This is a genomic window from Paenibacillus sp. FSL H8-0332, assembly GCF_037963835.1.
In the GTDB taxonomy this organism is placed as follows: domain Bacteria; phylum Bacillota; class Bacilli; order Paenibacillales; family Paenibacillaceae; genus Paenibacillus_AQ; species Paenibacillus_AQ rhizoplanae.
The window spans coordinates 3835944-3859728 of record NZ_CP150145.1; the positions used below are offsets into that span (position 1 = coordinate 3835944).

A 23785-nucleotide genomic window follows, 5' to 3' on the forward strand; every position below is an offset into this window, starting at 1 on the left:
GCCATTTGACATCGTCTCCTTCCGAAATAATATGTTGTTATAATAGACGGCCCGGATGCCGTTTGTCAAGCAGCAGGCCTTAACTTTCTCAAATAATGCCCCGCAGCTCATCCAGCTCCTGAATGACCGCGACCGGCTTCACGTTCAGGGATTCATCCCAGGCATGATTGCGCTTCAGCCAGATCGTATCCATTCCGCTCTGCGCCGCCCCCCAGATATCATTTACCGGATGATCGCCGATGAATATAGTCTGTTCCGCCGTGGAACCCAGACGTTCCAGGGCTAACTTGTAGATCGCAGGATCAGGCTTGCTGATCCCGGCTTCGCCCGAAATGACAATCGTGCGGAAGTAGCCGCGGAGTCCGAGCATATCGATTTTGCCATATTGAATATCTGTGCCGCCGTTCGTGACCAGTCCCAGCGGATATCCGCGGTCCCGGCAATAATCCAGCGTCTCCACCGCATGCTTCATCATCGCCCCGTGGCGGATATAGGTCTCGTCATAATAGACCCGGATGTCCGCAGCGGTCAACGCCTTCTCCCAAGGCAGAACCTCGCTCAGCTCCGCGAAGAACCCGTCCTTATCCCGGTATCCGTCAGCATCCCTGATAATCATATCCTCGACCACCTGCGCAGCCTGCTCCCCGCTCAGATGTCCCAGGTGATCCTGCACAAACTTCGTGCTGAAGCTGCGGAAGGTCTGATCACGGTCCATCAGGGTGTTGTCCAGATCAAACAGCAAAGCTTGTACCTCTCTCATGTATACGCTCCCCTTCTGTCGTCCATTTCTGCGTTCAACGCACCAGATGCTTATTGTACTACGCTCATGGGCGCAAAATAAAGACCATTCCGTCAGGAAGGACAACCTCTCCTTCGTCAGAATGGCCTGTATAGGGGGAATCAGGTACCTGCGCTTTCAGGACTCAAAATGCTCTGCCCGGTGCGTCAGCATCATTTCCTCGTCGGTAATATAGAGCGGGAACGGCGGTGTCTCCTTCAGATAACGCTCGGTGGACAACAGCCGGTAATGAACCTCAGGCAGCCAGGCGTCTTCGAGCAGTGGCAGCTTGCCGGTGTCACTGATATAATTGTCTACCGCCGATTGAACCATGTCGAGGTAGTACGGCACCAGCTTGTCAGATTCTTCAAAAATCTCAAAGGTCTCGCTGGACATATAGAATTTCTGCTGCGGAACTCCGCCTAAATATCGTTTGAGCCGGATCAGGTCAATACTTTTATCTTCCTGAATCAGAGCGGTACGGTTAATGGGCGCGGGCATATCTTCTTCAAATTGCCTTACAGCCTGCTTGATCTGCGGCAAAGTAACGGTGGGATGATTGGGTTGCAAGTTTTTTTTGGCACGTTTGAATATCATACTGAAGGTCTCCTTTCGAAGCTTTTGTCAGATAACGCTTACAATACCATTTTATTCGTTATTTGAACAATTAATCAGCAGTTTCGCACTTGTCATAAAAAATCCCCATTTATTAGATCATTATTTGACATTTTCCCAGTGAGTCCAGAGCTCGGGCGGGTTCAGCTCATATCGCTCATTCTCCCGGTACATGAATTGGTGCATAATGAACTCGCGGCGGATTGTGGCATAATCCTCATGGAACGGCTTAATGAACTCGTTAATCTCTTTTTCCGAATAGACCACACCCGGTTCGAGCTTCTCCACCATATATTGCAGCGCAATTAATTTCTTCTTGTATTGTGCGGGAATCTGGCGCAGGCGTCCGTCTTTGGCAAAAAAATTACGGAGCACCGACTCCTTCAGACTGTGTTCAGGCGACACTTCCTCCATCTCCTCCACCCCCTTTGCAAAAATAAATTTCAGCGAGGCCTCGGAGCCTGACTGGATAAACTCGGGATTCAGCTTGAAGTATACAGTGTTCTTGTCTCTGCGCTCCTGAATGAGAGCGGCTTCACGCAGCTTGGCTGCATGGTGGGTCACAGTAGGCTGTGACAGATTCAGCTTCTCGGCCAGGGCATGACCGTGAACCTCGCCCCGGGACAGGAGCAGAAGAATGCGCAGCCGGGTGGGGTCGGATAAAGCTTTGTGATAGGCGACAATTTTGTCTAATTGCAAGCGGGACCACGCTCCTACGGATATTCTTAAGGCAGTCTGTTTGAACTGCCATTTTATACTTTAGATATATATCTAATTATATACCCATCATTCCATCTGATCAATCCCCAGTTTGCGGAATTTCACCGGCCATGGCAAAAAATAAAAATATAAGGTACCATTTACTGAATAGAATACGAACTTAGGAGGACATAGCTATTATGTTAGACGTTATTATAATCGGCGCCGGTCCCTGCGGACTATCTGCAGCCATCGAATGCCAGCGCCAAGGGCTCTCCAGCCTGATTGTGGAAAAGAACTTCATTGTCCACTCCATCTACCTGTATCCGACCAACATGCAGTTCTTCAGCACCACCCCGCTGCTCGAGATCGGAGATGTGCCCTTCACCTCTCCGAATGACAAGCCTTACCGCCATGAGGCGCTAGTCTACTACCGCCGTGCGGCCGCGCAGCATCAGCTTGAGATTGCCGCTTATGAAGAAGCCTTGTCCGTTCTGCCGCAGGAGGATGGCAGCTTCGTTGTACATACGGTCAACAAGCGAGGCGAGGAGCAGCAACGTAGCGCAGCGAACCTAGTCATCTCTACCGGTTACTTTGACCAGCCTAACCTGATCGGGATTCCCGGGGAGGAGCTGCCGAAGGTCACGCATTATTTTGGCGAGGCACATCCTTATTCCGGCATGAAGGTAGCTGTAATTGGGGGCAGTAATTCAGCTGTGGACGCTGCGCTGGAGCTGCTGCGGGTAGGCGCCAAGGTGGATATGGTCTACCGGGGAAGCAGTATCTCGGACAATATCAAGCCTTGGGTGCGTCCGATCTTCGAGAGTATGGTGCAAAAAGGGAGCATAACGCTGCATCTGGAATCGCGCGTCACGGAGATCACACCGGCCTCGGTCCTGGTAACCTCGTCCGTGAACGGGGAATCTACCGAGCTGGACAATGACTTTGTGCTGGCGATGACCGGCTTCCGCCCCAGCAGAGCCCTGCTCACCTCTGCCGGAGTGCAGATGGATGACTCTATGGATAAACCAGCCTTTAACCCCGCTACCATGGAGAGTAATATACCGGGCATCTATGTTGCCGGGGTTATCGCTTCCGGACGGAATGCCAACGAGGTATTCATCGAGAGCGGGCGGGGGCACGGCAAGCTGATTGCCGATCATATTGTGAGCACAAGGCTTACTTAGAGAAGGAGTGTATCCAAGCTATGGATATAACCTCGTTATTACTGCTGGGTCTGGCAGCGCTGGGTGTCGTCAGCAGCAACTCGCCGATTACCATTGCCATGGTCGTGCTGCTGCTGATCCGTGTGCTGGGACTTCAGCAGGCTTTTCCTTGGCTGGAGAAATACGGGCTGACCGTCGGCATCATCATCCTGACCATCGGGGTCATGACACCGCTCGCTAGCGGGAAAATCTCCCTCCAGACCATCGGACAGTCATTCCTGCACTGGAAATCCCTGGCCGCCATCGGAGTTGGTGTCCTGGTCGCTTACCTGGGCGGACGCGGAGCCGTGCTTATGGGCAGCCAGCCGACCATCGTCGCCGGACTTCTCATCGGAACTGTCCTTGGCGTGGCTCTGTTCAAGGGCGTTCCCGTGGGACCGCTGATTGCCGCCGGCATCCTGTCGCTGCTGATTGGCCGGATGTAAGCCCCTATCAACTTCAAGACCAAGGGAAGACCAAACAGGCTGCAAGTCACCCAATCGGGTGGACTTGCAGCCTATTTGATTTGAATAAGAATAGTATAACCGCGCTACCCATCCAGCCGCTGAACGTTGAACAGCCGGGCGTAGCTCCCCGCAAGTCCCATCAGCTCCTCATGGGTACCGCGTTCGGTGATTTCCCCGTTCTCCAGTACAATGATTTGGTCGGCGTGGGTAATCGTAGACAGCCGGTGGGCCACAATCAACGTCGTCCGCTCGGAGGCGAGGGACTGCAACGCCTGCTGGATCAGATGCTCGGACTCCAGATCCAGCGCGGAGGTTGCTTCGTCCAGAATCAGCACCTTGGGGTCCTTCAGGAACACTCGTGCAATCGCCACGCGTTGCTTCTGTCCGCCGGACAGCTTCACGCCCCGCTCCCCCACCTCAGTATCATAGCCTTCCGGCAGCTGCATGATGAAGTCGTGGGCATTGGCGGCCATCGCTGCCTTCATGACCTCCTCATCCCCCGCTTCCGGGTTCCCGAACCGGATATTGTCGCGTACCGAGCCGCTGAACAGGAAATTATCCTGCAGCACCATGCCCACTGTCCGCCGCAGACTCTCCTGGGTTAGCCCCCGAATATCGTGTCCATCCATACGAAGGCTGCCTTCGCTGATATCGTAAAAGCGCGGGATCAGGCTGATCAGCGAGGATTTGCCGCCTCCGCTCATCCCGACAAAAGCCACCGTCTGGCCCGGAGCAATGCTCAGATTAATGTCCCGCAGCACCCAATCGTGCTCGTCGCTATACTTGAACCATACGTTGTTGAATTCGATCTTCCCGGCTGCCTTCAGCAGCGGCTTCGCGCCCGGAGCATCGACAATATCATACGGCTCATTCAGCAGCTCCAGCACACGTTCAAGCGATGCCGAAGCCTGGGTTAGCACGGTCGAGGAGTTGATCAGGCGGCGCAGCGGCCCGTACATCCGGTCCAGATAGCCAAAGAAGGCCACGAAGGTCCCGAGCGTCAAGTTGCCCTGGATCACCTGGTATCCCCCATATCCAATGACGAGCAGCGGCGCAATATCGGTCAAGGTGTTGATAATCGCGAAGGTGAAGGCGTTCCACCGCGTTTGCGCCAGCGCTTTTTGCAGAAACTTGCCGTTGATCTCCTCGAACTGCTGCTGGTCCACCCGCTCCATCGTGAAGCTGCGGATGACCGCAATCCCCTGAATCCGTTCATGCAGGTAGCCCTGAATGACGGCAAGAGCCTGCGACCGGTCTTTGGTCAGCACCTTGAGGCGCTTGTACAGCGTATTGACGGCAATGCCATACAACGGCAGAATCGCAATCGCCACCAGCGTCAGCACCGGATTCAGATAGAGCATGAAGCCCAGGGCGAAGAGCAGAGTGAACATATCCAGCCAGACGTTCATCATTCCGACCTCAACCAGGTTCTTCGACTGCTCCACATCGTTGATGAACCGGGAGATGGCCTCGCCCACCTTCGTATTCTGATAATAACGCAGCGACAGCCGCTGCAGATGCCCGTAGAGCTTATTGCGCATATCGAAAAGGACCTTGCTCGTAATCAATTGAGCGAAATACTGGCGGTAATACTCCACCGGCCCGCGGACAATCACGAACAGAACCAGGCCCCCGCATATCACCGTCATCAGCTTCGAGACCCGCTCCGCTATCGTCAGTGCCGGATTACCCAGCAGCTCATCGACTACATATTTCAGAATCATCGGCAACGTCAGCGGAATGCTGAATTTGACCATCCCGATGATCAGAGTGAGCACAATCCATTTCATATAAGGCCGAACAAAGGTATAATAAGATTTCCAAGGTTTCACGGCGTGTCAGGTCCTTTCCAATTCATTCTTCATCAGGGTACAGTTGACATTTGCGCGCTGCAGTGTTTTATTATTTTTAAACAGTTACGGTTGCAGTACCGAAATTCAGGAGGATAATGATGCCCAGACAATTTGTGACGGAAGCCGTCATGATGGCGATTTACGGCCAGCTTCTCATCCCGCGGAGCCCTGTAGAATATATAGTCCCTTATACCACAATCATGGAACTTTACGAGCTGCGGGACAGCGATGAGCCGGTGATGAGCCAGGCGGATGATGACAAGCATGTCAGACTCAGAATCCGCGAGCTGATCAACTATTTCGAGGAGCCGCTGAATGCCAAGAAGATCAACCGCTGCCTGAATATCCCCTGGGCCAAAAGCTCCGGCATCCTCCTCGGCGGACACGCGCAGATTACCATCATCAACAGCATCGACAATGCCTCCTACGGCGAAGCGTTCGATCCGATCGAGACAGAGCTGCTGCTGGCCTCCCAGCGTGAGAAGGTGCCGATTCTGACCGACCAGTTCGAGCTGATCCAGCGCATCATCGAAGGCGGAGTTCCCGTCCAGGTATACGACATTGATGATTTCGAGTTCGCCATGGAGGAAGAAACCTTCCGCAGCTCGCACTGATACCTTTATCTGACAAGCGTGCAGCATCGTTTGACCTCAGGGCGTATGGTAAAAGCAAAGCCCTTGCCTCACGGCAAGGGCTTGTTCAGCATTCCCGGCAGGGTGCCAGAAATCCGCCTTGGACTCCAGCTATCCCCTTATGCCACCGGCACAGGCTCATACTTATATTCGATGTCATCCTCCGCCTGCGAATAGACAATGGACAGATTGTACCCCTCCATATACCACAGATCCTGCTCTTCCATATAGAAGGTCAGACCTCCCTGCCCGAACTGCACAGCAGGACGTCCCGGCTGCTCGGTGGCAATGCCCAGCGAGAAGCCTGGATGCAGGCCTCCGCCTGAGCTGTACCGGGGAAATAACCGGATATGTGCACCCTCCTGGAGGCTCAGCTCTCTTTTGAACCAGGCAGCTGCTTCCGGACTAATTACTATGTTCATCTCTCCACTCCTCCCGTCTACCCCAATCATACCCAAAAAACTTCAATTCACCAAATCGAAGCAGTATTACGGCAAGGCGCCTTCTCCTCCGCAAAATTAAATTTGACAATTCTTAAAGTGTGATGATAAACTCGGAACATAACGAAACGTCTTCAAGTTATTACCAAAATTAAGAAAGGGTGATCTCGGTGCTAAACATGGATATGGTATACCTCGCCACTAATGTAAAAAACTATACCCAACTGAATACCGAAGCAGCCCGAGCAGTGGAGAATTCCTGAAGATCATGCGTACGACGCGTAACGTATGAGAACAGGCTAAACGTATCTCTCACATGTCTCTGTGCTGCTTATAGCACCGTGGACATGATAACCGCAATTACAGGCGTATCATCCGTTTTCGGATGGTACGCTTTTTCGCGTGCTGTGAGGTTACGATCTGCTGCGAAGTGTCCATGAATGTTCCGTTAAACAAGCTAACTTAGTAATTACTCCAAGCACGAAAGGAAGGGATTTACCTTGTTCTCCGTACTCCGAAATCTCGGCTGGTTCTTCCGCCGGGAAAAAAGGCGCTATACTATAGGCCTCATCCTTCTTATTGTGGTAGGTGTGTTAGAACTCCTGCCTCCACGCCTGCTGGGCAACGCCATTGACGAAATCGTCACCGGTGCCATCACTGCAGGTTCACTCATGAAATACATTGGCCTGATCTTACTTATGCTGCTGATCATTTACTGGATCACCTACATATGGATGCACAAGCTGTTCGGGGGATCGAATCTGGTGGAGCGTCTGCTGCGCTCGCGCTTCATGAATCATCTCATGACGATGACCCCCGCCTTCTTCGAGCGTAACCGCACCGGGGATCTGATGGCCCGCGCCACCAATGATATCCGTGCGGTCTCCGCCACCGTGGGCTTCGGGATGCTCACCCTTGTCGACTCCACCGTGTATCTCACGGTTGTCCTGTTCGCCATGGGGTTCCTGGTCAGCTGGAAGCTGACGCTGGCCGCCGTGATTCCGCTTCCGATGATTGCGGTAGCCATGGTCTTCTACGGCAAAGCGATTCACGACCGCTACAGTCTGGCACAGGATGCCTTCGGTGACATGAACGACCAGGTACTGGAATCCGTATCGGGTATCCGCGTCATCCGCGCTTATGTACAGGAGCGGCACGATGAGAAGCGCTTCTCTGACATTACAGATGATGTGTACCGCAAAAATATGGCGGTTGCCCGGGTCGATGCCTTCTTCGAGCCGACGATCCGCTTGTTCGTGGGCCTCAGCTATATCATCGCCCTGACCTACGGCATCTATCTCGTATTCCGCAATCAGATTACGCTTGGCGATCTGGTGTCGTTCAATATGTATCTCGGGATGATCGTGTGGCCGATGTTCGCCATCGGCGAGCTGATTAATATCATGCAGCGCGGCGGCGCCTCGCTGGAGCGTATCAACGAGACCCTCAATGCGAAGCCTGATGTCAAGGATGTACCTCATCCGGTTCCGGTAGCCCAGCCGGCCACCATCGAGCTGAAGGATGTAACCTTCCGGTATCCGACCTCTACCATCGACAATCTCAGCGGAGTCAGCTTATCCCTCTCCCAAGGGCAGACGCTTGGCGTGGTCGGACGGACCGGCAGCGGCAAATCGACGCTGCTGAAGCAGCTGCTGCATGAATACCCGGCCGGCACAGGCGAGATTCTGATCTCAGGTGTGCCGATCACCCAGATCGCCCTAGATCAGCTTCACAGCTGGATGGGCTACGTGCCGCAGGAGCAGATCCTCTTCTCCAAATCGGTACGCGAGAACATCCAGTTCGGATACTCGGGGGCCAGCGATGAGCGGATCATGCAGGCGATTACCGCCGCCGCCTTCCAGAATGACCTCGGCACCTTGTCCGACGGGCTGGATACGATGGTTGGCGAACGCGGCGTCTCCCTCTCCGGGGGACAGAAGCAGCGTGTTTCGATCTCGCGTGCCTTCATCTCAAATCCTGATATCTTGATTCTGGATGATGCCTTGTCTGCCGTTGACGCACGGACAGAAGCGAAGATCATCGAGAACATCCGCGAGGAACGCAGCGGCAAAACCACGCTCATCTCTACCCACCGCCTCTCGGCAATCGAGCATGCCGATCTGATCGTTGTCCTCGACGACGGACATATTACAGAGCAGGGTACGCACCAGGAGCTGCTGGAACTGGGCGGCTGGTACCGTGAGCAGTTCGACCGCCAGCAGGTCGAGAATAATCTGACGAATGAATAACCCCATACAGGAGGTGTCACCGTTGACACAGAGTACAGGCAAACGTCTGCTGCAATATGCACTGACCGCCAAAAAGACCTTCATCGCCGCCCTACTGCTCCTTACCATCGGAGTAGCGGCTGAGCTGGCGGGGCCTTTTATCGCCAAGAGCATGATTGACAATCATCTGCTTGCGATCGAGAAGCCTTATTTCCAGACAGCCTCGCCGGAGGATGCAGCTGAATATAACAACACTTATTACAAACGCAGTGACCGGTTTGCCGCAGACGAAGCCAAGGGCCAGGAAGTCCGCCTGCTTCAGGCAGGCAGAAGCTTCTACTTCATCAATGAAGCTGTACCGAAGGCCGAAGGCGAGCGCAGCTTCGCGGACGGGAAGCTCCAGATCAAGTACGGCGAGCTGACCACAGCCTACCCGGCCGTCAAGCTGTCGGCCGATGATCTGTTTTCCTTTTACAAACCGGAGCTTCCAGGAATCTATCAGTTGGTCGCTCTATACGCCATGTTCCTTGTGATCTCTATTATTGCTGAGTTCGGCAAAACCTACTGGCTGCAATCATCTGCCAATCAGGTCATCCGCAAGCTGCGGACCGATGTCTATGCCCATATCCAACGCCTGCCGGTCTATTTCTTTGATAATCTGCCTGCCGGTAAGGTCGTCTCCCGGGTAACCAACGATACGGAAGCGGTCAAGGATCTGTTCATTGCCGTGTTATCCAACTTCGCTACAGGAATCATCAATATCACCGGTGTCTATGTGGCCCTTTTCCTGCTCGATGTGAAGCTGGGACTGGTCAGCTTGTTCATCGTGCCGATTATCATTCTCTGGATCGTGCTATACCGCAAAATTGCTACCAAATACAACACGATCATCCGCTCGCGGCTTAGTGAGATTAATGCCATTATCAACGAATCGATTCAAGGGATGTCGATCATCCGGATTTTTCGCCGCCAGAAGCAGAGTAGTGCTGAATTCGAGCAACTCAATGACGACTATCTGAAATATCAGAACAAAATGCTGAACCTCAACGCCTTCACCTCCCACAACCTGGTGAACTCGCTGCGCAGCCTCTCCTTCGTGCTGGTGCTGTGGTACTTCGGCTTCGGCAGCCTCGACGGTACAACCTTCGTATCGCTGGGCGTCCTGTATGCCTTCGTCGATGTACTGGGCCGGATGTTCCAACCGATTACGGGCATGGTCAACCAGCTGGCGAATCTGGACAGCTCGATGGTCTCCGCAGGCCGCGTGTTCACGCTGATGGATGAGCCGGGAGAGCCCGTCACTGACGGATCGATGCCGCGTTACAAGGGAAATGTCGTATTCAAGGATGTGTCCTTTGCTTATAAAAAGGACTTCGTCCTGCGCGATATCTCCTTCGAGGCACGCCCCGGCGAGACCGTCGCCCTTGTGGGCCATACCGGCTCCGGTAAAAGCTCCATCATCAACCTGCTGTTCCGCTTCTATGATCCGCAGCAAGGAAGCATAACGATCGACGGGCAAAAGGTCAAGGATCTGCCGAAGCAATGGCTTCGCAGTCATATGGGCATCGTGCTTCAGGACCCGTACCTCTTCACCGGGACCATTGCCTCCAATGTCAGTCTGGGTGATGAACGGATCTCTAGAGAACGTGTCGAACGCGCCTTGCGTGAGGTAGGGGCCGATAAACTGCTGGCCCATCTGCCGCAAGGCTTCGATGAACCGGTCATTGAGAAGGGCAGCACCCTGTCCGCCGGACAGCGGCAGCTGATCTCCTTCGCCAGAGCGTTATCCTTCGATCCGGCGATCCTGATTCTGGATGAAGCAACGTCCAACATCGATACCGAGACCGAGAGCATCATCCAGCAGGCGCTGGAGGTGCTGAAAAAAGGCCGGACCACCTTCATCATCGCCCACCGGCTGTCGACCATCCGCAGTGCAGACCAGATTCTGGTGCTGCACCGGGGCCAGATTGTCGAACGCGGCAGCCATGATGAGCTGATGGCGCAGGGCGGCAGGTACTTCCGCATGTATCAGCTTCAGCTTGGTGCGGGTGCCGGGAACGGCTCAGGCGAGCCGGCTCCTCTATCCGGGGGCCTTGCTTCTGCCGCCGGACTCCGGCCATCGCTGGAACAGAACTAATCCACCTATCATACATTGCAATAAGACACCCCCTGACGCAGAAAGGCATCAGGGGGTGTTTTTCACTTGATATCAGAACATTTGTTCTGTATAATGGAGCAATACATATTATGGATGAGGTGAAGACGATTGATAACCTACAGTCTTAGCAAGCGGCAAGCCCGGCTGTTCCTGCTGCGCCATCAGCGGCTTGTCTCGGGCGGATTGCCCGGCGGTAAGCAGAGCATCTATGACTTCGTCCGGCATGTAGGCTGTATCCAGTATGATCCGCTCAGCATAGCCGGACATAACCACGAGCTGGTGCTTCAGGCGAGAATCCCCGGCTTCGTGCCCGAGATGGCGAATGAGCTGCTGTATAAGGACCGACTGCTGATTGACGGCTGGGATAAGAACATGTCGATCTACTGCACAGAGGACTGGCCGTATTTCCAGCGGCGCCGGGAAGCTGCCGCCAGGCATCAGCACAATGAGGCCATGGCGGCCATGATTACCCAAGTGCGCGGCGAGCTGGATGCACGCGGGCCACTCTCTTCGCTGGACCTTGCGAGCAAAGAGAAGATCGACTGGTCCTGGGCTCCGGCAAGACTCTCCCGGGCTGCTATGGAGAGCATGTACTTCTGGGGAGAGCTATCCATTCATCACCGGGTGCATACCCGCCGTTATTACGACTATACGACCAAGCTGCTGCCTCCTGAACTGCTAAGCGCAAGCGATCCTAATGAGACGCTGGAGCAGCATCACGATTGGTATGTGCTGCGCCGGATCGGCAGCATCGGCCTGCAATGGAACCGGTCCGGGGACGGCTGGCTTGGCATCGCAGGCTTGAAGAGTAAGGAGCGGACTGCGGCCGTGCAGCGGCTGCTGCAGAAGGACCTGTTACGCGAGGTACAGGTGGAAGGCCTGAAGCTCCCGCTATACATCCGCACAGCAGACGTCCCTGAGCTTGAAGCCGTATTGCTTCAGGATGACACTGCGGTTGCAACTGAATCCACAGCAGGGCCACAGGCTAGTAATGAGGGTGAGGCCGGTCATGCTGGAGGAGTAGCCTCCTTCGCAGCGGCACTGGCCCCGCTGGACAATCTGCTCTGGGACAGAGAGCTGATCCTCCAGCTGTTCGGCTTTCAATACCGCTGGGAGGTCTACAAGCCTGTGCTTGAACGGGAATACGGATACTATGTCCTCCCACTCCTCTACGGCGACCGCTTCATCGGTCGGCTGGAGCCGGTGATGAACAAGAAGACCGGCGTACTGACCATCGTCCGCTGGTGGTGGGAGGCCGGAGAGACGCTTGAACGCTCCATGCTCCCCGCGCTCACCGGGGCCTTCTCCTCGCTGCAACGCTCGACCGGGGCCACCGCGATCCGCTTCGCACCGGATATCGTCCACTCCTGCGGGCTGCAGGAGCTGGAGGAGGCGCTGTCTGCCACTTCCTTAAAGACAAATTAATCCAATCATCTGTTACCCCTGCGGGCGGAGGATGCATGAACTTATACGGTCCACACAGGTTGTGTGGACTACCTTACCTTCCACATTACTCTCCCTCCATTTATGGGATAATTGGATAATTCAGGGGCATTACTACCCCTCATTCGGGCGATTAACTCGTATCCGATTGATTCAGGGGCACTATGGACTCCTGTCAAGAAAGTAGACAGCAACTACATCGTTTTTCGCTTAAATGTGGCTGCAAACTGAACCGGAGAAACGTAACCGAGCGCCCCATGGATTCGTTTGCGGTTGTAGAAAAATTCAATGTACTGGAAAATGGCATCATACGCCTGTTGCTTCGTTTTAAATCGATTCCAGTACACCAACTCTTTTTTTAAGAGGCTGTGAAAAGATTCGATACAGGCGTTATCATAACAGTTCCCTTTGCGGCTCATGCTTGCGGTCATCTGGTACGTCTTTAGGCGTTCCCGGTAGTCTTCAGAGGCGTACTGGGAGCCTCGATCCGAATGGTGAATTAAGCCCTTCCCGGGGCGTTTGGCCTTGTAGGCAGCGTCCAGAGCGCCTTGTACGAGGTCAGTGGTCATCCGGTCGCTAAGCCGCCAGCCGACAATCTCCCGGGTACACAGGTCCAGCACACTCGCCAAGTACATTCGTCCTTCCCGGCAGGGAATGTAGGTGATATCCGCCACCCACGTCTGGTTCGGCTTTTCCGTGTGAAATTGCTGGTTTAACAGGTTGGGGGCAATGGGTAACGGATGGTTGGAGTCGGTGGTGCATACGCGAAATCTCTTTGCGACACAAGAGCGCAGACCCCGTTCTTTCATGTACTTGCCTACCGTGCGTTCACTGACCTGGTGCCCTTCACGCTCTAAGAGAACCTTGATTTTGGGGCTGCCATAGCGACCCTTAGAGTCATGAAAATGATAGGCAATCCGCTTCAGCAACAAGGCTTTGCGGCTGGCTTGAGGGCTGGGCTTTGCTGTTCTCCATTTGTAGTACCCGCTCCGGGACACCTGAAAGACATTGCACATCTTCTCCACGCGGAACTCGGAGCGATGATCTTCAATAAACTGAAATCTCAGTTCTTTGGATTGCTGAAGATGTGCACGGCTTTTTTTAGGATTGCCATCTCCTCTGTCAGCTCTGCGAGTTCGTGCTCCCGCTCCTTCAGTTGACGTTCCAGCTCTCTGTATTTGTCTGGAGTAACGATGGGCTCATTCTCAAACTGCCGGTACTGTCCTAGCCATTTATGCAACGTTTTGGCGGGGACATCCAGTTCCAGGGCCAGTTCCGCCACCGTTTTCGTCTGCTCCTGGATGTACTTGACGGTCTGTCTTTTGTATTCTTCATTGTAGCTTCTCCGTGTTCCACTCATGGGGACACCTCCTCGTTAAACTTATTATCTCTATTCTCTTAACGGGTGTCCACGGTTAACACTAACAGCACTAGTGCTCTTCATTTGCGCATTTTGCCTACATCCGCTGAATTCAGGGGCACTTCTCCCCCCCACGGCTCTCCGTCAGCAACATTCTAGCCCACGTACCTTCGCACCAGCATATTGTGTTCGGTTTTTTGCATACATTTGGCTCGTGCACACCCCACCAACCCATTGTGTTCGGTTTTTCGCATACATTTGGCCCACGCACACCCTCGCCAACCCATTGTGTTCAGTTTTCCGCATACATTCGGCCCGCGTCCCCCCCACCTACCCATTGTGCTCGGTTTTTCGCATACATTTCGGGAACCCTACCGTTTCAACGAGAAGTGGCGGTTACGTTATCATGTGAAGGAGCCTATAAATACTGATATTTCCAAAGAAGACTCCCTCTGACGCAGGTTGTGCTGCGTTAAAGGGAGTCTTCTCGTAATGTTCTATAATCGTGAGGATGCCTTATTGAATATGCTCTTCCTCAAGGCCCAGCTTACTATACATCTCTGTGCAATAGCCCTGCAGCTTAATCTCCAGCCGGCTTGCCTTGTTCTTGAAGCGTTTCAGTTCACGGATCATATGGGCCCGGCCGGCTGGGGTGAAGGTCTCTTGAATCCGTTCCTTGAAGTAATCATGGACAATATGATTGCGTTCCTTCCATACGGCCTGCAATTGACTGGTCTCTTCCTCAGAGAAGGGGAAGTGATGCTGGATTTCTTTGATGAGTTGGCCGAGTGAATTGCTAAGCTTGCGTTGATACAACTCTGCGATTTCGGCATCGGTTGGAGTCTTGCCCTGCGACAGCTTCGTCAGCAGCAGCAGATTCGTCAATTGCTGCTCCAGCGCCTGGCAATAGTACACAGCCAGCCCGAAATAAGCAAATAGCTCTTTGGATTGTTCACTCTCCGGTAGTTGTGTATCCTTCATCGTTCCTCCCATCCTTAATCTGATCATATTTGAGTTTATATTGTTCTGTTATAGTCCATGCGGCCGGAACGGTAAATGTAGAATCCGGCAAGCAATATTATGTACGCCAACGCGTGGGCATAGGCTCCTAGCACGGAGGACACCGGCAGAGTCTCTGCGTTCATCATTCGGTCCATGACCGGAAATACCGGCGGCAGGAGAATGGACACCATCGGTCCAGGCACTACTTCAGACACTTTACCGGCGCTTATAGATAAAATGAGGAGGATCAGCATCATTCCGGCGGCATAACTAGCTCTAGGTACCCACGAGGATTGCAGGTAAAGGGAGAGAGTGATCCCTAATAGCCCCATGAGCGCATGTCCGGCCAAAGCAAGCAAGATCCGCTGAAGTCCGGCAGGTTCTTGGAAGCTTCCGGAAAGCACGGGATAGATCACAATAACTACATCCAGCAGCAGCGTAAGCAGGACCATTGTAAGCAGACCCCCGATACTGTAGCGGCGGGCACTGCGGAGCTGGACGATAACCACCTGCTTCTGCACCGCCTGCTCATGGTTAAGGAAGCTTAGACCGAGCCACGCACAGGCAATGAATAGAAAGACCGCCGTTGCCGAGTAGCTGCTCATGACCGGGTTAGGCTTATAGGAATACAGGATTAATACTGCTATAATAATGCCGGCAACCGGTCCGAAGAAGCGCTGGGAGACCGTATAACTGTGCAGAAAATAACGAATTAGCCCCTTCATCCGCGTCCACTCCCGATCTGATCCTTGGGGTCCATCCACTCCGTCAGGTCGTTTAATCCTCCGAGATGCCTCACTGAAACTATGGAACCGCCTGCTGTAAGAATCTGCTGCAGGCAAGTATCTGACATCTTCTGATCGACAGTCAAGCCTGTACAAGCTGTACCGGCGTAGTCCGGCGACGGCTCCACATGAATGACTCCCGGCAGGGTCTCCAGAGCCTGCTGGGCTTGTCCCGGCAATACCGTATAGACGATATTCACTACTGGAGCACTTTTCAGATTCTCCGCTCCTTGAATTGTCCGGATGTTCTGCCCTTCATGTAATACATACACTGTATTTGCCAATGCTTCGATGATCTGCGGCTCATGAACGGACAAGACGAGCGCCGTCCCCTCCGCCTTCAGCTCCTGCAGCACATCTATAAGCCTAGCTTGTGCCGGCAGATCCAGGCCTGACATAGGCTCGTCAAGCAGCAACAGCTGCGGCCGGGTCAGCAGGCTCTGAATCAGATTAACCTTCTGTAGCATTCCCTTGGAAAAGCCTGCAAGCTTGCGGTTATGGGAGGATTCGAGACTGAACAACTGCAATAGTTCGCTTATCCGGGACGCTGAAGCCGCCTCGGAGAGTCCGGCAATCCGGCTCATGCAGCGCAGATAGTCTTCGGCCGTCAGCTTCAAGCCGGGAAACGCTTCAGGTGCATAGCCCGTGATCAGCCTCCGACGGTCACAGGTTAGAACACCTGAGGACAGCTTCAGCAGTCCCGCGAGTATGGACAGCAGCGTACTCTTGCCAGACCCGTTGCGGCCGATCAGAGCCGTAGCTGTGCCGGGAAGGATTGTCATCGATATCTCAGTCAGAACCGCACGGCCCCCATACTGCTTGCTCCCCTGGGTAAGTGTAATTAGCGGTGATGCATTCGTGGCTTCCAGGCCTCCTTCAACTAGTGCATGCCTATGGGCCGCACCGAACAGCAGCCTGGTTATTCTCTTATGTAACATTCGCCGGAATGCCTTTATTCTCCTTTTTTTAATTCTGCCAAATCATGAATTACACATCGAAAAAACCAGGATCGTGCAGAATGAATCCGCAGCCGTCCTGGTTTCTGTTAAGGTTCAGATTCAGTATATGGACATCCTAAAAGGTTAGGTCAGGCGTAGACTTCAACAGCTTCACTGACCCTTCTGCAGGCCTCGGCTGCGTTACGGCAGGTATCAATACAATCCTGACAATGGTTATGCTGATGTCTGCTGCTTGTATCGGCACAGCGGTCACAGATATCTGCGCATAGCTTGAGGATTTCTGCCACGAATGGGCTTCTGCGTGTCATTGCCTGGATGGCGAAGGAGCAGATGTCTGCGCATTCACGGTCCAGCTGGATACTCTCCCGCAGATCGGCAAGATCATATTCTTTCAGGCTTGAGACATAGCTATAGTTACAGGCGTCCATACATTTAATCAAAGCACTAATGCATTCCTGATATTGTATTCGGGTCATAGCCTTACAACCTCCTGCAATTATTATAGGGTATGCCAATGTATTAACCTGCAAGAATAAGAACGAACCATTCGCGAGGAGCCGCAGCGTTCAGCTACAGGCTTCTTTTGACCGCCGCCGGTCTGGTTAACAGGCGTTTCTCCAGCCGCAGCAGCCCCGTGCGAAGCTCACCGGAGGAGAAATGCTCACCGATGAATACAGCCACATCCGGCACCTCGCCCTGGGGCGTAATTTTCATGAAATCCGCTTCCCTGTAGGCGTACTGAAACAAAAAACGGCTGGAGGTATCGGTAAAAGTTACAATCCCCTTGGCCCGGTACACATCGCGCGGCAGCTCCTTCACAAACCGCTCGAATTCCTCGCTGTTCACAGGATTCTGGAAATAATGCGTGTAGGCCATCACATGATCATGCGAGGAGTGCATCGCTCCCTCAGCTCCGTTGTCCCCCGCTTCCCCGGCGGGACGGTCTTCCATATGAACGGCTCCCACACTGCCGAGCAGCACTTCCGGCTCCAGTTCACAGCGCACTGCCGGCACAATCTCCGCGTAGGCATTCCACTTGCGCAGAACCTCCGAGATCTCTGCAATCTCTGCGGCTTGGATCCGGTCTGTCTTGTTCAGGATGAGGACGGATGCACAGCGGATCTGCTCTTGCATCAGACGGTAGGTAGCCCCTTGCTGAGAGCGGTACAGCTCCAGAAGATGGGCGGCATCAACGACAGTAATCAGCCCCTTCAGCTCCACTTGCTGATACAGTGAAGTCTCCGTAACGGCATCTACAATTTCGAGCGGATTGGCGGCGCCAGTGGCCTCAATGATGACTACATCCGGCGATTCTTTTTTGACCAGTGTGGTCAGCTCGGTGCTTAAATCCCCGCGGCTCGTACAGCAGATACAACCACCCAGCAGCTCTGCCATCGGCACAGACTGCTCGACCAGCAGGCCGTCCAGATTCACTTCACCCAGCTCGTTCATAATTACGGCCGGCCGCAGGCCCTGAAGATTCCAATGATCCAGCAGACGCTGCAGTAACGTGGTCTTGCCGCTGCCGAGAAATCCCGACAAGATATATACTGGTAATGACTGTTCCAAGTTTACTCTCTCCCTGCCTCAATCGGTTATGGTAGCGAGTGTACTACAATGACCGCTTCTGTGCAAGGCGGCATTGCCTATTGAAGCTTACAACAGCTTCCCCCGGAGCTTGTTATTGCCGCTGCCTTGGCCTATCATGGGAAATATAAGCTGCACATCAGATACCTAAAGGAGCTGGTTCGTATATCATCCGCCCAAGAACACCGGAGCGAAGCCCCGGATTCAGTCGCTTGCTACATCATAACGGTCTCGGATACCCGGACCGTGGATACGGACACCGGAGGGCCGCTGATCCAGAGTCTGCTGGAAGCCGCCGGTTATACCGTAACCGGCCGTACCATCGTCAAGGATGATTATGAGGATATCCGGGAACTGGTCTACAAAAGCTCCGTCCATTCCGGCATCGAAGCTGTGCTTCTGACCGGAGGGACCGGCATTTCCCCCCGTGACACCACCTGTGAGGCCGTAGCCTCCCTGCTGGATAAGTCGCTGCCGGGCTTTGGGGAGATTTTCCGGCTGCTCAGCTTCACCGAAGATATCGGCTCTGCCGCTATGCTCAGCCGGGCCATTGCCGGGACGATCGGCAGTACTGCCGTCTTCTCCATGCCCGGCTCCCCCGGTGCGATCAAGCTGGCCATGGAACGGCTGATCCTGCCCGAGCTGCGGCATGTCATGCGCGAGATCTACAAGCGTTCCTGAAGCGAAGCATGGACGGACACCTATTTTTCCGAAAAATAGACGAATGAACAAGCAGGCTCCTGCATAACGCGTATACTGGCATAAGTCCACTGCGAAGGAGCTGAGTGTAATGAGAAATTGTCCGAAGTGTCCTACTGAAACGGTTACAGATCCCACACAGGTTGTATATGAAGATTACTATCATCCCCAGGTGGTCCAGGTGGTCCACCATGTCGAGGTCGTCAGACGCCACCACTGTGTTCCGGTCCCTCACCATATCTACACTTGTTCCGTCCGGGATGAAATGTGCGGTCCTACCGCAATGGTGCGCAGCAGAAGAAGATAGTCTAGTCTGCCTCTCCGGTCTATAATAGTTTATTGCAAAAAGCAAAACCGCCGTCTGCGCGTGAAGGATACGCGCAGCGGCGGTTTTGCCTTTTTCGGGGAGGCTATACGATTGGCGGGTCTGTATGAACGTCTGCATCGGGTACTGTAGCCGCCCAGCGTGTGAAGGTGACCTGAAACCCGGCCCGCGTTGGAGCACACAGGAACGGTCCCGCTTGGCTGCCAGTCTCATACGGGAACCGGGCAACGCGGATGGTCCGCCAGGGATGATTCTCTGTTCGTGCTCTGAGAATTACCGCATCCTTCATCCGCGAAGCCCGGAGGGTAATCACTTCCCCCTTCCACTCGGGAACAGGGGACAACGACCAATCAGAATATCCGTCAGTCACGACTGCGCCGATATGCGGGACACCGTCATTCAGCTCAATACCCGCCTTGATCCATTGCTCACCGCTCTGCCATAACATAATGCCTGCCTGGTCGTACAGCTCCGTGAACCCGTCCAGCGCGAAGCTGATCTCTACCGCCTCTGCCTTATCCCAGGGGGCAAGCAGCGCATGACCGTTGTCATGCTGGAAGCCGTACATCGTCTTTTGCCAGTAATCGCTGGCCTCCGCCGCTTCGACCACAAATTGGCCGTTCGCGTTCCCGCTTGATACCGGTTTATTACTCCATACTCCATCCTGCCATTCTATGAATCTCATTACAGGCTCACCTCTCCTTGCCGTTTGCTCATCAAAGCTAAGTATACCATATCCCAATCCTTGTCAGCTTGCCCGGATGGCTGTTGTGGGGATTAAAATAGCCCGGCAGAGAATCTCTGCCGGGCGGATAGCTACGATTGTTACTATAATGATGTCAGGTTAAGCCTTATAGATCCGGATGCTCATGTTTCGCCTTGAGACGGCTCCAGCGGCGTTGCACTTCACCCTCGAAGCTGTGCAGGGCCGGCTCGTTCTCCGGCTTCAGCAGGTGACGGGTCTTGCCCATTGTCTTCAGCCAGGCGGATACTTCGATCCGTTTGTCCTTGTCTTCCGGATTGTAGGTGATACTAGTAATCCCCTGCTCTACTTCGTAGAGCGGGAAGAAGCAGGATTCGACAGCCAGGGACACGATATCTGTGCCGTCCTTGTCTTCGCTCATCCAGTTCAGCGGACAGGCAATGAGAATCTTGCCGTAGACCAGACCTTCATTTTGCGCGTACCACTGGGCCTTTGCCGCCTTCTTCAGCATATCCTGCGGATAAGCTTCACAGCCAGTGAATACATAAGGAATGTTGGTAGCCGCCATAATCTGCGCGGTATCCTTATGCTGGGTCAGCTTGCCCTGCTGGGTTTTGCCGATGCTTGAAGTGGAAGTCCGGTGTCCCAGCGGTGTCGAATAGGACTGCTGTGCACCTGTATTCATGTATCCTTCATTATCATATTCCACGATGATCATCTTGTGGCCGCGCAGTGCTGCTCCGATGGCTGGTCCCATACCAATATCCATCCCGCCGTCGCCAGTAACCATAACGAACGTGAAGTCTTCCTTCAGCCCCAGCCCGTCAAGCTCGCCTCGGCGTTTACGTTCCCAGAACATCTCAACCACACCGGACAGCGTAGCTGCACCGTTCTGGAACAGATTGTGGATGAACGTCGATTTATGGGAGGAATACGGATAGCCGGTAGTCGTTACCATCGCGCAGCCGGTGTGGTAGAGCGCTACGATATCTCCTTCGATCCCTTTGAAGAACAGCTCCAGCCCGGAGAAAATCCCGCAGCCCGGACATGCGCCGTGCCCTGGAGACAAACGTCTTGGCTTCTTCATCAGCGAGCGGACCGGCGGAACCCGTACACTCAGCTTGCCGGTCTCTTCATTCTGGGTTACCGTAATCAGGCCGGTCTTCAGCTTATCAAAGTCCATCGGCTTCAAAAGGCGCTTCGGCGCATTCTCCAGCGCTCCCGGATTGTGGCCATAGTAATCAAACGGAATCTCAACACGGTCAGCTATTACTGCGTCCATAGCGAGCTGGAAGAAGTGGTGTCCGTCTTCGGCATAGAAGTCTTTACCGCCCAGTCCGTAGATCCGGCTAATCACCTTAGTCGTTGTGTTGCCGTAAGTGAACAGTGCCGCCTTAATCTCGTTCACCATGTTACCGCCGTGTCCGCCAACCGAATCGGCACGGTCACCTACAGTAATGGCATTGACATTCTTCAGCGCTTCGGCAATCTGCTTCTGCGGGAACGGGCGAATCATGTTCGGGGAGATCGCTCCTGCCTTGATTCCCTGGTCACGGAGCTGATCGACTACATCCTTAATGATCTCCGAAGCGGAGTTCATCAGGAAGACAGCGACATCGGCATCCTCCATCCGGTACTGTTCGATCATCTCATAATGGCGTCCGGTCAGTACCGCGAATTCCTGCGCGATCTCTTCGAACACTTCACCGGCGTTGTACATCGCAACGGATTGCTGATAACGGTTGTTGATGTAATCCGGTTCATTCATGTAAGGTCCAACAGTGACCGGATTATTGCGGTCCAGGGTATCGGTGAAGCCTGCAGGCGGTTGTTCGCCAACGAATTTGTGAACATCCTCACGGTGGGCAAAAGCCTGTACCCGGCGCTTCTGGTGCGAAGTGAAGTAACCGTCAGAGGCCACCATCACCGGCAGCCGGACTTTGGCGTGTTCCGCCAGCTTCAGGGCCATCAGGTTCATATCATAGACCGACTGCGGATCACGGCACATCAGGATCGGCCAGCCGGTGTTCAGGGCAAAATACAGATCCGAGTGGTCTCCGTGAATATTCAGCGGTCCTGAGATCGAACGGCAAACCAGATTCATGACCATTGGCATCCGCGTACCTGCTTGTACAGGCAATTGCTCCAGCATGAACATGTACCCTTGAGCGCTCGTTGCGTTGAACACGCGGCCGCCTGCTGTCGAAGCGCCGTAGCAGATCCCTGCGGAGCTATGCTCGCCGTCAGACGGTACCAGCATAATATCGTGCTGGCCGCTGGCCTTCATTGTATCGAGGAACTGGGCCACCTCAGTCGATGGGGAGATCGGGAAATAACCCATGACATGATAGTTAATCTGATGCGCGGCATAGGCCGCCATTTCATTGCCGGACTCGTATAGGAATTTCTGCTCCACCTTGGCGGAGCCTAGTTCTTTTTCATAATCAATAGCCACAATGTATTCCACCTTTCTTCCGGGTTTTAGACTGGAGTTACCAGATCGAACTGATGCTTCACGGCATGGCTGTCCGCATAGCCTTCCTTCTCCCTCATGCTGGATAATGCCGAGGTCGGGCAGGCACCGATGCATTTCAGGCAGCCTTTACAGTACTGGTAGTCAATACCGAGCAGGAACATCTGCGAACGGCCCTTGCGGTCCAGGCGCTCTTCCCACACGAAGCATTGGTCAGGACATACCGTGTCACACTGTGCGCAGTTGATACAGGACTCGATCTCAAATGCCGGAAGCATACCGGAACGGGAGATGCTGAGATTCTTCAGGAAGCTGCTGCCCGGGTTGGTGATCGTACCGCCCATCGGCTGAGTCTCGTAACCAAGAGCCGAGATATCGGAACGGACATATTCCGGCATACGGTCGCCGGCAGCCAGCTCGAACTGCATGAATTTCACTTCATTGTAGCCGCGCTCGAAGGTCGTGATGGCCGACTGGACGGCCTGCGGATATTTTTTGCCGAGGGACTTCTCAATGACGCCCTTCATAATATCCGTATCGAGGAACGGGCAGAGCCGGAATAGTGCCCCCAGCATAGCCATATTGACGCGGTTCTTCTCCTTGAGTGCGATGCTGGTAGCATCGATCACTGCAATCGTGCCGGCCTTCATCTTCAGCAGTTCTCTGAGTTCTTCCGGCGTCTTGGCCGAGTTCACAAGAACGGTGCTGTGTTCATGAATCCCGCTGGTTACATTAACGGTCTTGGCAAGTGCTTCGTGAAATACGCCGACAACATGCGGACGCTCGACCGGTGAAGTATCGCGGATATGGGTATCCATATCACAGAAGCGGATATGAGCCTTAACCGCAGACCCCTTCTTCTCCGAACCGTAGGATGAGAAGCTGACGCCGTTAAGACCTGCGCCGACCACTCCTGCTTCCGCCAGCATTTTACCTGCCAGGTTCGCGCCCAGGCCTCCAATGGATTCCAGACGAATCTCAAAGAATCCCAGCTCATTTACTATTGGCAATTGTACCACCGACATAACCCCTTTCTTAGTACATCCTTTTGACTTTTTCAACGATTGTAACTTGATTTTGCAAGCCGCGAAGTGACATATCTTGCATTTTCCACACTCAGGAAATCACAATTCTTTATAGATTTATGCAGGTTCCTTTATACGCGACAGTGCGGTGTTATCTCAATAGAAGGAAAGCTTCCATGAAAACGACAAAATGTGAAGATTCTGTGTAATTCCGCACTTTCCCAAGCAAACTGTGGATGAGATGTCATCCTTAATTTAGCAATAAAATTAAAAATTAAGATGTTAAAAATATCACAGAAATAATGATATATATCACAGGTGCCTGCTGCCAAAAGAAAGAAACTCCTGT

At 53.6% G+C, this 23785-nt stretch carries 22 protein-coding genes; 7 read left to right on the plus strand and 15 right to left on the minus strand.

All coding sequences use genetic code 11. From position 1 onward, the window contains the following. Window positions 1-88 precede the first annotated feature (88 nt). From NST43_RS16560 to NST43_RS16570, 3 genes are all read right to left on the minus strand, one after another. A complete protein-coding gene (locus NST43_RS16560) occupies window positions 89-760 on the minus strand; it encodes an HAD family hydrolase (protein WP_339218159.1) in 672 nt (223 codons plus the stop codon). Between the two features lie 156 nt (window positions 761-916). After that, window positions 917-1375 carry a DUF3939 domain-containing protein gene (locus NST43_RS16565; protein WP_209989610.1) on the minus strand — a complete coding sequence of 153 codons (459 nt, stop codon included), beginning with the start codon at window positions 1373-1375 and terminating at the stop codon, window positions 917-919. Window positions 1376-1495: 120 nt separating this feature from the next. Then, window positions 1496-2092, minus strand: coding sequence for a metalloregulator ArsR/SmtB family transcription factor (locus tag NST43_RS16570; protein WP_209989607.1), 597 nt, complete (start codon window positions 2090-2092; stop codon window positions 1496-1498). 200 nt (window positions 2093-2292) lie between these two features. Here NST43_RS16570 and NST43_RS16575 point away from each other — a divergent pair, with 200 nt between their 5' ends. Then, complete coding sequence (locus NST43_RS16575) at window positions 2293-3279, plus strand: YpdA family putative bacillithiol disulfide reductase (protein WP_339218161.1); 987 nt, start codon at window positions 2293-2295, stop codon at window positions 3277-3279. A 20-nt stretch (window positions 3280-3299) separates the two neighbouring features. After that, window positions 3300-3743, plus strand: coding sequence for a DUF441 domain-containing protein (locus NST43_RS16580; protein ID WP_339218163.1), 444 nt, complete (start codon window positions 3300-3302; stop codon window positions 3741-3743). Between the two features lie 104 nt (window positions 3744-3847). On the opposite strand, the gene NST43_RS16585 is transcribed toward NST43_RS16580, so the two are convergent. Continuing rightward, complete coding sequence (locus NST43_RS16585) at window positions 3848-5596, minus strand: ABC transporter ATP-binding protein (protein ID WP_339218165.1); 1749 nt, start codon at window positions 5594-5596, stop codon at window positions 3848-3850. Between the two features lie 119 nt (window positions 5597-5715). Between NST43_RS16585 and NST43_RS16590 the strand changes: the two genes are divergently transcribed. Beyond that, on the plus strand, window positions 5716-6231 hold the full coding sequence (locus NST43_RS16590) for a hypothetical protein (protein ID WP_036724586.1): 516 nt from the start codon (window positions 5716-5718) through the stop codon (window positions 6229-6231). Between the two features lie 137 nt (window positions 6232-6368). Here the strand turns inward: NST43_RS16590 and NST43_RS16595 are convergent, their stop codons facing one another. Next, on the minus strand, window positions 6369-6671 hold the full coding sequence (locus tag NST43_RS16595) for a hypothetical protein (RefSeq protein WP_209989595.1): 303 nt from the start codon (window positions 6669-6671) through the stop codon (window positions 6369-6371). Window positions 6672-7189: 518 nt separating this feature from the next. Here NST43_RS16595 and NST43_RS16600 point away from each other — a divergent pair. From NST43_RS16600 to NST43_RS16610, 3 genes are all read left to right on the plus strand, one after another. Then, complete coding sequence (locus NST43_RS16600; RefSeq protein WP_209989591.1) at window positions 7190-8938, plus strand: ABC transporter transmembrane domain-containing protein; 1749 nt, start codon at window positions 7190-7192, stop codon at window positions 8936-8938. 22 nt (window positions 8939-8960) lie between these two features. Beyond that, entirely contained in the window at window positions 8961-11054 is a 2094-nt protein-coding gene (locus tag NST43_RS16605) for an ABC transporter ATP-binding protein (protein WP_339218168.1), read from the plus strand. Between the two features lie 129 nt (window positions 11055-11183). Continuing rightward, a complete protein-coding gene (locus tag NST43_RS16610) occupies window positions 11184-12500 on the plus strand; it encodes a winged helix DNA-binding domain-containing protein (RefSeq protein ID WP_339218169.1) in 1317 nt (438 codons plus the stop codon). A gap of 212 nt (window positions 12501-12712) precedes the next feature. Here NST43_RS16610 and NST43_RS16615 read toward each other — a convergent pair whose 3' ends face one another. The 7 genes from NST43_RS16615 to NST43_RS16645 form a co-directional block, all read right to left on the minus strand. Then, the gene (locus NST43_RS16615) at window positions 12713-13696 is read right to left on the minus strand and encodes an IS3 family transposase (protein ID WP_339225388.1); all 984 of its coding nucleotides are present in this window, start codon (window positions 13694-13696) and stop codon (window positions 12713-12715) included. Beyond that, window positions 13582-13878, minus strand: a complete 297-nt coding sequence (locus NST43_RS16620) for a transposase (RefSeq protein WP_339218171.1) — start codon at window positions 13876-13878, stop codon at window positions 13582-13584. The genes NST43_RS16615 and NST43_RS16620 overlap by 115 nt, the downstream gene beginning before the upstream one ends. A 516-nt stretch (window positions 13879-14394) precedes the next feature. Next, window positions 14395-14859, minus strand: a complete 465-nt coding sequence (locus tag NST43_RS16625; RefSeq protein WP_209989588.1) for a hypothetical protein — start codon at window positions 14857-14859, stop codon at window positions 14395-14397. A 35-nt stretch (window positions 14860-14894) separates the two neighbouring features. Continuing rightward, window positions 14895-15605: a hypothetical protein gene (locus NST43_RS16630; RefSeq protein ID WP_339218173.1), complete on the minus strand. Its 711-nt coding sequence runs from the start codon at window positions 15603-15605 to the stop codon at window positions 14895-14897. Then, complete coding sequence (locus NST43_RS16635) at window positions 15602-16603, minus strand: ABC transporter ATP-binding protein (RefSeq protein ID WP_339218175.1); 1002 nt, start codon at window positions 16601-16603, stop codon at window positions 15602-15604. The genes NST43_RS16630 and NST43_RS16635 overlap by 4 nt, the downstream gene beginning before the upstream one ends. 149 nt (window positions 16604-16752) lie before the next feature. Further along, complete coding sequence (locus tag NST43_RS16640) at window positions 16753-17100, minus strand: four-helix bundle copper-binding protein (RefSeq protein ID WP_339218176.1); 348 nt, start codon at window positions 17098-17100, stop codon at window positions 16753-16755. Window positions 17101-17194: 94 nt separating this feature from the next. Next, window positions 17195-18193 (minus strand): GTP-binding protein, encoded by a 999-nt coding sequence (locus NST43_RS16645; protein ID WP_339218177.1) that lies wholly within the window; start codon window positions 18191-18193, stop codon window positions 17195-17197. Between the two features lie 183 nt (window positions 18194-18376). Between NST43_RS16645 and NST43_RS16650 the strand changes: the two genes are divergently transcribed. Further along, window positions 18377-18892, plus strand: a complete 516-nt coding sequence (locus NST43_RS16650) for a molybdenum cofactor biosynthesis protein B (RefSeq protein WP_209990192.1) — start codon at window positions 18377-18379, stop codon at window positions 18890-18892. A gap of 428 nt (window positions 18893-19320) precedes the next feature. Here the strand turns inward: NST43_RS16650 and NST43_RS16655 are convergent, their stop codons facing one another. From NST43_RS16655 to NST43_RS16665, 3 genes are all read right to left on the minus strand, one after another. Beyond that, window positions 19321-19920 carry a DUF1349 domain-containing protein gene (locus NST43_RS16655; protein WP_209989576.1) on the minus strand — a complete coding sequence of 200 codons (600 nt, stop codon included), beginning with the start codon at window positions 19918-19920 and terminating at the stop codon, window positions 19321-19323. 166 nt (window positions 19921-20086) lie between these two features. Then, entirely contained in the window at window positions 20087-22393 is a 2307-nt protein-coding gene (locus NST43_RS16660) for a thiamine pyrophosphate-dependent enzyme (protein ID WP_339218178.1), read from the minus strand. A gap of 26 nt (window positions 22394-22419) precedes the next feature. After that, window positions 22420-23430: a 2-oxoacid:acceptor oxidoreductase family protein gene (locus tag NST43_RS16665; RefSeq protein ID WP_209990189.1), complete on the minus strand. Its 1011-nt coding sequence runs from the start codon at window positions 23428-23430 to the stop codon at window positions 22420-22422. Window positions 23431-23785: the final 355 nt, after the last annotated feature.

Coding starts and splice junctions, on each gene's coding strand:
- NST43_RS16560 (WP_339218159.1), bottom strand. CDS start 760: ATGAGAGAGGTACAAGCTTTGCTGTTTGATCTGGACAACACCCTGATG.
- NST43_RS16565 (WP_209989610.1), bottom strand. CDS start 1,375: ATGATATTCAAACGTGCCAAAAAAAACTTGCAACCCAATCATCCCACC.
- NST43_RS16575 (WP_339218161.1), top strand. CDS start 2,293: ATGTTAGACGTTATTATAATCGGCGCCGGTCCCTGCGGACTATCTGCA.
- NST43_RS16580 (WP_339218163.1), top strand. CDS start 3,300: ATGGATATAACCTCGTTATTACTGCTGGGTCTGGCAGCGCTGGGTGTC.
- NST43_RS16590 (WP_036724586.1), top strand. CDS start 5,716: ATGCCCAGACAATTTGTGACGGAAGCCGTCATGATGGCGATTTACGGC.
- NST43_RS16595 (WP_209989595.1), bottom strand. CDS start 6,671: ATGAACATAGTAATTAGTCCGGAAGCAGCTGCCTGGTTCAAAAGAGAG.
- NST43_RS16620 (WP_339218171.1), bottom strand. CDS start 13,878: ATGAGTGGAACACGGAGAAGCTACAATGAAGAATACAAAAGACAGACC.
- NST43_RS16625 (WP_209989588.1), bottom strand. CDS start 14,859: ATGAAGGATACACAACTACCGGAGAGTGAACAATCCAAAGAGCTATTT.
- NST43_RS16630 (WP_339218173.1), bottom strand. CDS start 15,605: ATGAAGGGGCTAATTCGTTATTTTCTGCACAGTTATACGGTCTCCCAG.
- NST43_RS16635 (WP_339218175.1), bottom strand. CDS start 16,603: ATGTTACATAAGAGAATAACCAGGCTGCTGTTCGGTGCGGCCCATAGG.
- NST43_RS16640 (WP_339218176.1), bottom strand. CDS start 17,100: ATGACCCGAATACAATATCAGGAATGCATTAGTGCTTTGATTAAATGT.
- NST43_RS16655 (WP_209989576.1), bottom strand. CDS start 19,920: ATGAGATTCATAGAATGGCAGGATGGAGTATGGAGTAATAAACCGGTA.